This is a genomic window from Tepidibacillus infernus (genome assembly GCF_048898065.1).
Taxonomy (GTDB): Bacteria; Bacillota; Bacilli; order Tepidibacillales; family Tepidibacillaceae; genus Tepidibacillus_B; species Tepidibacillus_B infernus.
On sequence record NZ_JBLWFI010000001.1, the window covers coordinates 735,325 to 748,977 of the forward strand.

General features: G+C 35.5%; 11 protein-coding genes. All 11 read left to right on the plus strand.

The window, feature by feature from the left end; all coding sequences use genetic code 11:
- The first annotated feature begins 4 nt into the window (after window positions 1-4).
- The 11 genes from rseP to truB all read left to right on the plus strand — a co-directional run bounded on the left by rseP (window position 5) and on the right by truB (window position 13,645).
- Window positions 5-1,255, plus strand: coding sequence for an RIP metalloprotease RseP (rseP, locus tag TEPIDINF_RS03830; RefSeq protein ID WP_235589065.1), 1,251 nt, complete (start codon window positions 5-7; stop codon window positions 1,253-1,255).
- Between the two features lie 26 nt (window positions 1,256-1,281).
- A complete protein-coding gene (gene ispG / locus TEPIDINF_RS03835) occupies window positions 1,282-2,343 on the plus strand; it encodes a flavodoxin-dependent (E)-4-hydroxy-3-methylbut-2-enyl-diphosphate synthase (protein ID WP_068723906.1) in 1,062 nt (353 codons plus the stop codon).
- A gap of 155 nt (window positions 2,344-2,498) precedes the next feature.
- The gene (locus TEPIDINF_RS03840; protein ID WP_068723908.1) at window positions 2,499-6,803 is read left to right on the plus strand and encodes a PolC-type DNA polymerase III; all 4,305 of its coding nucleotides are present in this window, start codon (window positions 2,499-2,501) and stop codon (window positions 6,801-6,803) included.
- A 186-nt stretch (window positions 6,804-6,989) separates the two neighbouring features.
- Window positions 6,990-7,451, plus strand: coding sequence for a ribosome maturation factor RimP (gene rimP / locus TEPIDINF_RS03845; RefSeq protein WP_069799946.1), 462 nt, complete (start codon window positions 6,990-6,992; stop codon window positions 7,449-7,451).
- A gap of 22 nt (window positions 7,452-7,473) precedes the next feature.
- The gene (gene nusA / locus TEPIDINF_RS03850; RefSeq protein WP_068723910.1) at window positions 7,474-8,511 is read left to right on the plus strand and encodes a transcription termination factor NusA; all 1,038 of its coding nucleotides are present in this window, start codon (window positions 7,474-7,476) and stop codon (window positions 8,509-8,511) included.
- Between the two features lie 18 nt (window positions 8,512-8,529).
- Complete coding sequence (gene rnpM / locus TEPIDINF_RS03855) at window positions 8,530-8,802, plus strand: RNase P modulator RnpM (protein ID WP_068723913.1); 273 nt, start codon at window positions 8,530-8,532, stop codon at window positions 8,800-8,802.
- The gene (locus TEPIDINF_RS03860; RefSeq protein WP_068723916.1) at window positions 8,795-9,100 is read left to right on the plus strand and encodes a YlxQ family RNA-binding protein; all 306 of its coding nucleotides are present in this window, start codon (window positions 8,795-8,797) and stop codon (window positions 9,098-9,100) included. The genes rnpM and TEPIDINF_RS03860 overlap by 8 nt, the downstream gene beginning before the upstream one ends.
- Window positions 9,101-9,114: 14 nt before the next feature.
- Window positions 9,115-11,370, plus strand: a complete 2,256-nt coding sequence (gene infB, locus TEPIDINF_RS03865) for a translation initiation factor IF-2 (protein WP_068723919.1) — start codon at window positions 9,115-9,117, stop codon at window positions 11,368-11,370.
- A 12-nt stretch (window positions 11,371-11,382) separates the two neighbouring features.
- A complete protein-coding gene (gene rbfA / locus TEPIDINF_RS03870; protein ID WP_068723921.1) occupies window positions 11,383-11,730 on the plus strand; it encodes a 30S ribosome-binding factor RbfA in 348 nt (115 codons plus the stop codon).
- Window positions 11,731-11,733: 3 nt separating this feature from the next.
- Window positions 11,734-12,741: a DHH family phosphoesterase gene (locus TEPIDINF_RS03875; protein ID WP_068723923.1), complete on the plus strand. Its 1,008-nt coding sequence runs from the start codon at window positions 11,734-11,736 to the stop codon at window positions 12,739-12,741.
- Window positions 12,722-13,645, plus strand: a complete 924-nt coding sequence (gene truB, locus TEPIDINF_RS03880) for a tRNA pseudouridine(55) synthase TruB (protein WP_161937287.1) — start codon at window positions 12,722-12,724, stop codon at window positions 13,643-13,645. Before TEPIDINF_RS03875 ends, truB begins: the two co-directional genes overlap by 20 nt.
- The last annotated feature ends 8 nt before the right edge of the window (window positions 13,646-13,653 follow it).

Here is a 13,653-nt window from a genome sequence, read left to right on the forward strand (position 1 = left end):
CAGATTGAATATTGTTTTAATTCTTGAGATTGTTCTTGTTTTCGCAGCACTAATGTTTTTTCATGAATTAGGGCATTTCCTTTTTGCTAAAAAAGCAGGAATCTTCGTCAGGGAATTTTCATTAGGACTTGGGCCCAAACTATTTTCTTTTAAAAAAAGAGAGACCCAATACTCCCTTAGGATTCTTCCTTTTGGTGCATATGTTCGAATGGCTGGAGAGGACCCTGAGGTTGTAGAGATAAAAGATGGTCAAACTTTAGCCCTTAAGCTTGATTCTAAAGGAAAAGTGACAGATATTTATTTTGATGAAAAAGATTTTAGTAAAGGAATTATAATAAGAGTCAAGAGTGCAGATCTTGAACGTGAATTAACCATTAAGGGATATGACCAAGACGAACATTTAGTCAATTATTCTCTTTCACGAGAAACAGTTATGCATTATGAAAAACAAAGTGTGCAAATTGCACCATGGGATCGACAATTTGGTTCTAAATCGATCTTAGATCGTTTTGCAACCATTTTAGCTGGACCTGTATTTAATATTATTTTAACGATTGTGTTATTTTTTGTTGTTGCGATGATGGTTGGAGTACCCTCTGAGCAAGTTAGTTTTGGAAAAGTAAACCCTGGATCACCTGCAGATAAGGCAGGGATTCAGCAAGGGGATATTGTCTTGTCGGTCGATAATACGCCTATTAAGAAAGATACGGAACTAATAGAAAAGATTCAAAAATCCCCTGGAAAAGAACTCATTTTAAAAATTGAAAGAAATGGGACAACAAAGGAGATTACAGTCATACCAGAGGAGAAGTCGGGAAAAGGGTTAATTGGGGTAGAGGTTGGACACCTTCGTGAGGAGGCAACAATTCCCAAGGCAGCATCTTCCGCAGTAACAAATACGGCTAAAATGACAGCACTTATTTTGGATAGCTTTAGATTACTTTTCTCGGGTAATGTTGGTATGAATGATTTAGCTGGACCTGTAGGAATTATGAAAATTACAAGTGATGCTGCGAAACAAGGTATGGCTACATTGATTAACTGGGCAGGGATGTTAAGCCTATATCTTGGAATATTCAATTTATTACCGATACCTGCTTTAGATGGAAGTCGTTTATTATTTCTTACCATTGAGGGTGTACGTGGCAAGCCGATTGATCCCCAAAAAGAGAGTATGGTACACCTTGTTGGATTTGCTTTATTGATGCTTTTAATGATCATTGTTACCGTGAATGATGTATCTAAAATATTTTAAATTTTGTTCTTTAGGTGGTGCTAACATTGTATAGGCGTGAGGAGACAAGACCGGTTTATGTGGGAAATGTACAAATAGGTGGTCAAAGTGATGTAGTCATCCAATCGATGGCAACAACAGATACGAGAGATATTGATGCCACAGTATCTGAAATAGAAAGACTAGCAGAAGTAGGTTGTCAAATTGTTCGGCTTGCTGTAATCAATGAGGATGCGGCTAAAGCGATTGAACAAATCAAAAAGCGTTCACCACTTCCATTAGTTGCGGATATCCATTTTGATTATAAGTTGGCATTAATTGCCTTAGAAAGTGGTATTGATAAAATACGTATCAATCCAGGAAACATTGGTTCAATTGAAAAAGTTCAGAAGGTAGTAGAAGCTTGTCGAGCAAGAAATGTACCTATTCGAATTGGTGTAAATTCTGGCTCGATTGAAAAAGAGATATTAAATAAATATGGTCATCCAACTGCAGAGGGATTGGTCGAATCAGCCTTAAAGCATGTAGAAATCTTAGAACAATTAGACTTTTATGACATGGTCATTTCTTTAAAAGCATCTAACGTTCCGATGATGATTAAAGCTTATCATCTCATGGCAGAAAAAAGAAATTATCCCTTACATGTTGGTGTAACTGAAGCAGGAACTATTTTTTCCGGAAGTATTAAATCAGCAGTGGGTATTGGCTCTGTTCTTTCAAGTGGAATTGGTGACACTATTCGCGTCTCTTTAACAGGAGAACCGACAGAAGAAATCAAGGTAGCTAAAGAAATGTTGAAGAGTTTGGAGATTAGAACAAATGAACCAGAAATCATTTCTTGTCCAACCTGTGGTAGAGTGCAAATCGACTTAATCAGTTTAGCTAATAAAGTAGAAGATGCGATCCAGAAAATTGGCCAGCCCTTAAAAGTAGCAGTAATGGGATGTGCAGTTAATGGCCCAGGTGAAGCAAGAGAAGCTGATGTTGGTGTAGCAGGAGGACATGGTGAAGGCCTGATCTTTAGAAATGGTGAAATTGTAAGAAAAGTAAAAGAAGAAGAGCTTTTTGAGGAATTGATGAAAGAAATTGAAGATATCACAAAGAAATGATAAAATGAAAGGAAAAATGGTACAATCTTTAGGTTGTACCTTTTCTCTTTTACCGCACTATTTTAATGAGATCCCACAAAAGTAATCGGATTTATACTTCAAAGGAAGTCGCTACTTTTGTGGGCAATCTAAAACGCTAGATAAAAGGTGATAAGATGGGAAAACTAGCAGAAAAATTAGATCATTTTACTATTTTATTAAATCATGCCAATATTCCTTTGGAAATTAGGGAAAATTATTTCAATGGGACAAAAATAGAAAAAGTAGAATTAAGTCGTAAAAATAAAGAATGGACTTTTTATCTTCAATTTCCGAGTTTGGTACCTTTTCAAATATTTGAACAAGTAACACAGCAAATCATTCAAAGTTTTCAACATATTGCTAAAATTCATTTCGTTGTTAGGTTTTCTACCGTTTCGTACATAGAGATACTCTCAGAGTATTGGCCGAAGATTATTAAACCTCTTAATGCTTTACCAAGTATTTATAATCTATTAAAAGAAGCAGAGTGGAAACTAGAAAATCAACAACTTCTAATCTTTATTCCAAATATGATGACACAAGAAATGTTTCAGCGAAAACATATTGATCTTAAAATTGCGGAATCGTTAGCGGAATGGATCGAAGAACCGATTAAAGTTGTATTTTTCCCTGCTGAAACAGATCAGAAGCTATTAAAATTTAGAGAGGATCTTAAACTAGAAGATTTCAACTATGCAAAAGAGGCACTATTACAAATCCCTGAGGCGGATGATGAAGAAGAATCAAAGATCAATGTTAATCGAACGATAAAATACGGATATGAGATTAAAGAACTACCAGTACCATTGAAACAGGTCATAGAGGAGGATAAAAATGTCATTATACAAGGGAGCGTATTTTCAGTAGAATTTAAAGAATTAAAGAGTGGACGTCATCTTTTGACCTTTAATCTAACAGATTTTACTGATTCGATAGAGGTCAAAGTATTTATAAAGGATGCGAAAGAGGATCTTCCTGTATTAAAAACAATCAAAGAAGGCCAATGGTTAAAGGTAAAAGGTCATGTCCAATTTGACACCTTTTCAAAAGAATTGGTAATGATAGCCAATGATATTAACCAAATTGAGAACAAAGGCAGAGAAGATCTAGCAGAAGAAAAAAGAATAGAATTGCATGTACATTCTACAATGAGTGCGATGGATGGAGTTGCCTCTATAAAAAAAATAGTAGAACAAGCGGCAAAGTTTGGTCATAAAGCGATAGCGATTACTGATCACGCAGTGGTTCAAGCTTTTCCTGAAGCCTATGAAGCTGGACAAAAATATGGGGTAAAAATTGTATATGGGGTAGAAGCAAATGTGATTGATGATGGTGTACCTATTGTACACCATGAAGAATCTAGAAATTTGCTAGAGGACACCTATGTTGTTTTTGACACAGAAACAACAGGTTTATCTGCCGTTTATAATACGATCATTGAGATAGGGGCAGTAAAGGTTAAAAACGGAAAAGTAATAGATCAATTTAAAATGTTTGTGGATCCACAAGAACCAATCTCTAGGAAAATCACTGAGATAACTGGGATCACAGATGAAATGGTAAAAGGTGCTCCTTTACTTGAAGAGGCTTTGCCCAAATTTAAGGAATTTATCGGTAATGCTGTATTAGCAGCACATAATGCCCGTTTTGATATGGGATTTTTGAATATGGGGTTAAAACGAATTGGGTTAGAATCATTATTGAATCCTGTCATTGATACAGTGGAATTAGCAAGGTTTTTATATCCAAAAATGAAAAATTATAAGTTGAATACGTTATGTGATGCTTTCAATATTGAATTGAATAATCATCATAGGGCATATCACGACGCAGAAGCAACAGGATATTTACTTTGGAAAATGCTTCTTGATTTACAAGAAAGAGAGATTACAAATTTAAACGAAATTAATCAACATGTAGGTAAAGGCGATTACCACCGACTACGTCCATTTCACGTAACTATTTTGGTTAAGAACGAAATTGGGTTAAAAAATCTCTATAAATTGATTTCAAAATCACATATCGAATATTTTTATCGGAATCCAAGATTACCTCGAAGTGAATTATTAAAGCATCGAGAAGGACTTTTGTTTGGTACCGCTTGTGCGCAAGGTGAATTATTTGAAGCAATGCTTAGCAAAACTCCAGAAGTAGTAGAAGAAATTGCTAAGTTTTACGACTACTTAGAAATCCAACCGATTTCCCATTATCGTCATTTGATCAAAAATGGGATTTTACAAAATGATCAAGATATTAAAAATATTCATCAACGAATTATTGAAATGGGTGAAAAATTAAATATACCTGTAGTAGCGACAGGAGATGTTCATCATGTACATCCCGAAGATGAAATTTATCGTAAAATTCTTGTCTTAAATCACAGTAGTGGTTTTAGATATCATCATGTGGATGATTTGCATTCTGCTCATTTTCGTACGACAGACGAGATGCTTGCTGAATTTGACTATTTAGAACCTCATATTGCGAAGAAAATTATTGTGGATAATCCTAAGAAAGTAATTGAAGATGTCGTCGAATTAAAGCCTTTCCCAGATGATCTTTTTACTCCTGTAATTGAAGGAGCGGAAGATGAGATTCGGAACATGAGTTATGAGACAGCTAAACATATTTATGGAGATCCTTTGCCTGAATTAGTGGAGAAAAGATTAGAGAAAGAATTAAATAGTATTATCAATCATGGATTTTCCGTAATCTATTTGATTGCACATAAACTTGTAAATAAATCCCTAGAGGATGGTTATTTAGTAGGTTCTAGGGGGTCTGTAGGTTCATCATTTGTTGCGACGATGACAAGAATAACTGAAGTAAATCCCTTACCCCCCCATTATGTATGTTCTAATTGTAAACATAGTGAATTCATTTTGGATGGAAGTGTTGGCTCAGGTTTTGATTTGCCTGATAAAAATTGTCCACATTGCCAAACAAAAATGAAAAAAGATGGACATGACATCCCTTTTGAAACCTTTATGGGCTTTAAAGGAGATAAGGTTCCTGATATCGATTTAAATTTTTCAGGTGACTACCAGCCAAGGGTCCATAAATATACAGAAGAGTTATTTGGTTCTGAATATGTTTATCGTGCTGGGACAATTTCAACTGTGGCTGAGAAAACGGCCTATGGTTTTGTAAGAAAATATGTGGATGAACAAGGGTGGAATAAACGAAATGCCGAAATTAATCGTTTGGTAACAGGCTGTACGGGCATTAAACGAACTACTGGACAGCATCCTGGTGGATTAATGGTTATTCCTCAATATAAGGATGTATATGATTTCACACCTATTCAAAGGCCTGCTGATGACTCAACGTCCGATACGATTACCACTCACTTTGATTATCATGCCATTAGTGGTCGTTTGTTAAAATTGGACCTGCTTGGGCACGATGATCCTACAGTGATTAGAATGCTACAAGATTTTACAGGAATTGATCCTAAAACGATTCCTATCGATGACCCGAACGTATATGAGATTTTTAGAAGTACAGATACATTAGGAGTCACACCTGAACAGATAGGAACCACTTTAGGCGCTTTAGGGATACCAGAGTTTGGGACTAAATTTGTTAGACAAATGCTTGAAGATACAAAACCAACAACGTTTGCCGAATTGGTTCGTATCTCTGGTCTTTCACATGGTACTGACGTTTGGCTTAATAATGCTCAAGACCTAATTAGAGAGGGTAAAGCAGTTTTGGCAGAAGTGATATCTACTCGTGATGACATCATGGTATACCTTATTCAAAAGGGTTTGGAGCCATCCGTTGCATTTAAAATCATGGAAAAAGTGCGTAAAGGTAAAGGACTTCAGCCTGAAGATATTGAAGAAATGAAAAAAAATCAGGTGCCTGATTGGTATATTGATTCATGTCAAAAAATTAAGTATATGTTTCCAAAAGCTCATGCAGTTGCTTATGTTTTGATGGCGATTCGTATTGCTTATTTTAAAGTTTATTATCCTATTTATTATTATGCTACTTACTTTACAGTTCGAGCAGATGAATTTGATGTAAAACTAATGATGTCTGGTTCTAAATCGATAAGAGATAAAATTCAAGAGATCACCGAAAAAGGAATTCAAGCCTCACCAAAAGAAAAAGGACTACTTACCGTATTAGAATTGGCGCTAGAAATGATTGAACGAGGTTTTTATTTTAAAAACGTAGATTTATATCGGTCTGATGCTACGAAATTCATCGTGGAAGAAGATGAAAAAGGTTTAATCCCTCCTTTTTCAGCGATACCTGGTATTGGAGTTAACGCGGCCCAAAATATTGTCCAAGCTAGAAACGAAGGAGAGTTCTTATCGATTGAAGATCTACAAAATCGAGCTAAATCCTCAAAGACGATTATTGAATTGTTAGATGAGCATGATTGTTTAAAAGGATTACCTAATACCAATCAACTATCCTTATTTTAATACATCTTATTTAAGTGGATTTTTATGATGCATAATGACGAAAAAACTTATTTGATAAGGAAAGATGTGTTATGATATAATCTTTTTGGTAATACTGTGTATAGAAACGTTCTTAAAGAGTGGGGAAACCCACTCTTTAGATTTATGTACATGGATCTTCGAAAAGAGTAAAAGAGAGGGAATGATATGAGTTTAAATGTTACTCAAATAGTTGAAAAAATGGTATTGCCGATATTAGAAAAAGAACACTTAGAATTAGTGGACATAGAGTACAAAAAAGAGGGGAGTAATTGGTTTTTAAGAGTTTTTATTGATAAAGAAGATGGGGGAGTTGATATCGAAGATTGTGGAAGGGTAAGCGAAGCATTAAGTGCTGAGTTAGATAAAAAGGATCCTATTCCAAATTCATACTTTCTTGAAGTTTCATCACCAGGTGCTGAGAGACCATTAAAAAAAGAAAAAGATTTCTTAAAATCAATTGGTAAACAGGTACATATTACAACTTATGAGCCTATTTCAAATCAGAAAGTATTTGAAGGGAAATTGATTCATTTTGATACAAAGATACTTGTCATTGAAGAACCTAAAAAACAAGTTGAAATCCCATATGAAAAAGTTGCTAGTGCTAGATTAGCATTGTTTTTTTAAAAAAAGAAAGGAGGAGAAACTTTTGAATAGTGATTTCATGGATGCACTTATACAGTTGGAAAAAGAAAAAGGAATTAGTAAAGATGTTTTAATTGATGCGATAGAGGCTGCTCTAATTTCAGGATACAAAAGAAATTTTCATTCTGCACAAAATGTCAGGGTAGATATTAACCGGGAAACTGGTAATGTAAAGGTCTTAGCTAGAAAAACAATAGTGGAAGAGGTGATCGACCCAAGACTAGAGATTTCCTTAGAAGCGGCGCGTCAAATTAATCCTAATTACCAATTAGATGATATTGTAGAATTAGAAGTCACCCCAAAGGATTTTGGGAGAATTGCAGCACAAACTGCTAAGCAGGTAGTGACACAACGGATCAAAGAGGCGGAACGAGGAATCATCTATGAAACTTTTGTGGATCGAGAAGAAGATATTGTTACTGGCATTGTTCAACGTCAGGATCAACGTTTCATCTATATAGACTTAGGAAAAACAGAAGCTCTTTTACCAATCAATGAGCAAATGCCAACAGAAAGATTTAAACATGGAGATCGAGTAAAGGTCTATATCACCAAAGTGGAAAAGACAACAAAAGGCCCACAAATATTTGTATCAAGGACACACCCAGGTTTATTAAAAAGACTATTCGAACTGGAAGTTCCGGAGATTTATGAAGGTGTTGTAGAAATTAAATCTGTTGCAAGAGAGGCTGGATATCGATCAAAAATTGCGGTTTATTCTCAACAAGAAGAAGTAGATCCTGTAGGAGCATGTGTTGGGCCTAAAGGTGCCAGGGTTCAAACGATTGTGAACGAGTTGAAAGGTGAAAAAATTGATATCGTAAAATGGTCAAATGATATAGAAACATATATTTCAAATGCACTTAGTCCCTCGAAAGTGGTTAGTGTTGAGGTTAATGAACAAGAAAAGATGGCAAGAGTGATCGTACCCGACTATCAATTGTCATTGGCAATTGGTAAAGAAGGACAAAATGCAAGACTTGCAGCAAAATTAACTGGATGGAAAATCGATATTAAAAGCGAATCCCAGGCTACCATGTAAAAAGGTAAGGTGATTTTGATGAAAACAAGAAAAATCCCAATGCGGAAATGTGTAGCTTGCCAAGAGATGAAGCCAAAAAAAGAGTTGATTCGGATCGTTAGAACGCCAGAAAAAGAGATAATAGTGGATTTTACTGGAAAAAAATCGGGGAGGGGCGCTTATTTGTGTCGACAAGGGGAATGCTTTCAGATTGCAAGGAAGAAAAAACAGTTGGAACGGTCCCTTGAGGTTAAAATTGATGACGATATCTATGAACAATTACAATTGGAGATTAACGGGCGAAATGAGTAATCAATCTAGAATAAGTTCTATGCTTGGATTGGCAGCTAGAGCGGGAAAAGTGATCTCAGGTGAAGAACTAGTGATAAAAGGAATTCAAAAAGGGAAGGTAACCTTTGTTATTTTATCAGGAGATGCATCTGATAACACAAGCAAAAAGGTTAAGGATAAATGTTCCTTCTATCAGGTTCCTTATCGAGTGATATTTAATCGCGAGGAACTAGGACATGCCATTGGCAAATCTTCACGGGTTGTTGTCGGAATAACCGATTACGGTTTTAGTAAACAATTAGAAAACTTAGTGGAGTAGAAATCCGGAGGTGAATGAAATTGAGAGTTTATGAGTTTGCAAAGAAGCACAATATTCTGAGCAAGGAAATGGTTAATCTTCTAAAGAAACTTAACTTTAATGTAAGTAATCATATGAGTGTGATTACTGATGAGATGGTACAAAAAGTAGATAAATATTTTCATGAGTTAAAACATGGGAAAACAAAAGAAACATCATCATCAACTACAAGCAACCATGAGAGTCATATAAGTGAACTTAAGCAAAAAAAAGACATCAAGAATAAAGACAAAGAGGGATCAAAACAAGTGAAAATCGATGATCATATTGATGTAAAAGAAGTGAATAAAGTAAAAGAAGTGAATTTTGAAGAAAGTGAATCGATTGGAAAAACGAAGAAGAAATCAAAACCTAACAATAAACGTTTTGATGACAATAAAGTTAGTGATCACCGGGATGCAACTTCAAAGATTAAGGTGAATAAAAAGAGACCTTCTTCAAATCAAAAACAACCACAGCAAATAAAACAAACAGACAAACCAATAAAGAATATTGTATATACTGGCTCATTAACAGTTGGCGAATTAGCAAAAAAATTAGGTAAAGAACCATCAGAAATCATAAAAAAATTGTTATTTTTAGGAATTATGGCTACTATCAATCAAGAAATCGAATTAGAAGCCATTCAATTGATTGCCGAAGAATATGGCGTAAAAGTTGAAGAGAAGATTGAAATTGACGAAGATCAATTTGAATTGATTGAGGATCACGATGATCCAGCTGACTTAACTGTACGTCCACCTGTGGTTACGATTATGGGCCACGTTGACCATGGGAAGACCACATTATTGGATGCGATCCGTAAGTCTAAGATTGTAGCAGGTGAAGCTGGTGGAATCACCCAACACATTGGAGCTTACCAAGTCGTTATCAATGATAAAAAAATCACGTTTTTAGATACACCTGGTCATGCAGCTTTCACTAGCATGAGAGCACGCGGAGCGAAAGTTACAGATATTACCATTCTGGTAGTTGCTGCTGATGATGGAATGATGCCACAAACAATAGAGGCCATTAACCATGCAAAGGCGGCAAACGTTCCAATTATAGTTGCGGTAAATAAAATGGATAAACCTGAAGCTAATCCTGATAGGGTTAAACAACAATTGGCTGAACATGGTCTTCTTCCTGAAGAATGGGGAGGAGATACAATTTATGTACCCGTCTCTGCTTTGAAGCAAGAAGGGTTAGATGAATTATTGGAAATGATTTTACTTGTTGCTGAGGTTCAGGAATTAAAAGCAAATCCTAATCGTTTAGCAAAAGGTACGATTATTGAATCGCAATTAGATAAAGGTCGTGGAGCTGTTGCAACTGTACTCGTTCAAAACGGTACATTACGTGTAGGTGACCCAATCGTTGCTGGGGCAACTTACGGAAAAGTGCGAGCAATGGTAAATGATCGAGGAAAAAGAATTAAAGAGGCGGGACCCTCTACACCAGTTGAGATTACTGGATTAAATGAAGTACCACATGCAGGTGACCCCTTTGTTGTATTTGAAGAAGAGAGAAAAGCTAGGGTCATTGGTGAAAAAAGGGCATTAAAGCTAAGACAAAGTGAATTAAATGCCACTTCAAAAGTTACGCTTGACGATTTATATAAGCAAATTCAAGAAGGGGAAATTAAAGAATTAAATGTCATTATTAAAGGAGACGTACAAGGTTCTGTTGAGGCCCTACAAGGTTCTTTAGAAAAAATTGATATTGAAGGAGTAAGGGTAAAAATTATCCATAAAGGTGTTGGAGCTATTACTGAGACAGATGTTACCTTGGCTTCAGCTTCCAATGCCATTATCATTGGTTTTAATGTCCGCCCTGAGCCACAGGCAAGAACATCGGCTGAGCGAGAAAAGGTGGATATTCGCCTACATCGTATCATTTACAATGTCATAGATGAGATTAAAGCAGCTTTACAGGGTATGCTTGATCCAGAATATCGTGAAGTAATTACGGGGCATGCGGAAATTCGTCAGGTATTTAAGGCGTCAAATATCGGTACAATTGCTGGTTCTTATGTAACAGAAGGGAAGATTATTCGAACTGCTCAAGCTAGAGTTATTCGTGATGGTATTGTTATCTTCGAAGGAAACATCGATTCGTTAAAACGTTTTAAGGATGATGCAAAAGAAGTTGCACAAGGTTATGAGTGCGGAATCACAATCCAAAACTTTAGTGATTTTAAAGAAGGAGATATTATTGAATCCTTCGTGATGGAAACTGTCAAAAAATAATGGGGTGATGTTATGGCAAATGTTCGGATAGGTAGGGTCGGTGAACAAATTAAGAAGGAAATTAGTCAACTAATTCAATATGATTTGAAAGATCCTCGAATTGGATTTGTCACAATCACAGGTGTTGAGGTAACTGGTGATTTTTCTCAAGCCACCATTTACCTAAGTATAATGGGCCAGGAAGATGAAGTTAAAGAGTCAATAAAAGCGCTTGAAAAAGCAAAAGGATTCCTAAGATCCGAATTAGGCAAACGAATCCGTTTAAGGCATACACCAGAATTGATATTTAAAGTGGATCAGTCCATTGCTTATGGTTCCAAAATAGAGAAGTTGCTACAAGACATTAAGGAAGAACGATAAGAAATGAAGGACTTAAATGAATATAAAAGGGAGTTATCACAGGCTGGCCAATTTATTAAGCAACATGATAACTATTTGATTGTGTCACATATCAACCCAGATGGGGATACCATATCCTCATCTTTAACTATGGCGCTTTTACTAAGATTCCTTGGTAAATCTTTTACATTAGTCAATGAAGACCCTATTCCAGATAAATTTAATTTTTTGCCATTATCTGACCAAATTCTATCGATTTCAGAAATTAAAAATACATTCTCTCATGTCATTACTGTGGATGTGGCTGATCAGAAAAGGATGGGAATGATTTCACCTTTACTAACTGACGATGTAGAAATTCTTAATATTGATCATCATCCCACGAATGATCGTTTTGGCCATCTTAATGTGATTTTACCTACGGCGGCTGCAACCTGTGAAATCATGTATGACCTTGTAAAGGAATTAAATATACCACTTAGTCAAGATCTTGCATCATGTATCTATACCGGGTTATTAACTGATACGGGAGGATTTCGTTATACAAATACTTCTCCAAAGGTGATGAGAATAGCGGCAGAATTATTAGAATACGGTGTATCTCCGGGTGAAATTGCTGAAATTGCATTAGAAACGATAAGTAAAAATCATATTTCAGTTTTACAGATCGCTTTATCCCATTTACAAGTAATTGAGAATGGTTTTATCGCTTGGACTTATTTAAAAGCGAATGAGTTACCGCAAGACGTTACAAGTGATGATACAGAAGGAATTGTGAATTATACTAGAAATATAGAAGGCGTAGAGGTGGGTATCTTTTTTAAAGAAGTGAAAGGGAATGTCTTTAAAATTAGCCTGCGCTCTAAAAAATATGTAGATGTAGGAGCGATTGCAAAAGCTTATCATGGAGGAGGACATGCTAGAGCCTCTGGTTTCACATTTTATGGAGATTTAGAAGAAGTACTACAACAATTGATTGATGCAATTAAACAGTCTGAAGGATGGAAGTATCTTGAAAACAAATCGAATTGATGGGGTAATACCGATTTTAAAGCCTGCTGGAATGACTTCTCATGATGTTGTAGCAAAATTAAGAAGAATCATAGGCACAAAAAGGATTGGTCATACTGGGACATTAGACCCTGAGGTAACTGGTGTACTTCCTATCTGCATTGGAAAAGCGACCCGTTTATCAGAATATATTATGGAACAACCGAAAATTTATCAGGGTCAACTAACATTAGGCAAATCAACCACAACTCAAGATTTTACAGGGCAGGTCATTGAAGAAAAAAAGGTTAAACGAATTACAGAGTCTGATGTTCAACAAGTATTTCAAACCTTTATTGGTGAGATTGAGCAAATTCCGCCGATGTATTCTTCTGTTAAAATTGGAGGAAAAAAATTATACGAACTTGCTAGACAAGGGAAAGAAGTCGATAGAAAGCCAAGAAAGGTAACCATCTATGAGTTAAAAATACGACAAATAGACCTTTCAACTGAATTTCCAACGATAGATTTTCAAGTTAAATGTTCAAAGGGAACATATGTTAGAACATTATGTGTGGATATAGGAATCAAATTAGGATACCCTGCACATATGTCAAAATTGGTTAGGGAAAAAAGTGGCTCCTTTACGATTGAACAATCCTTTACATTGGAACAAGTAGAAAACTATGCTGATTTAGACCAATTAGATAAAATTATTGTATCTATGGCAAGTTCCCTTCCGCAATACCCTTCAATTATCTTATCTGAAAATGAGATTATTTATAAGGTTTTTAATGGACAACAAATTAAGGTAAGCTCTTTAATTGCATATGATGGTTTAGTAAAAGTATTAAATCAAAAAAATGATTTAGTTGCTATCTATCAAAAAAAATCACAGGTTTTAGAAGCAAAACCTGTTAAAGTTTTTAAAGAAGAAGAGAATTAGGTGACGTT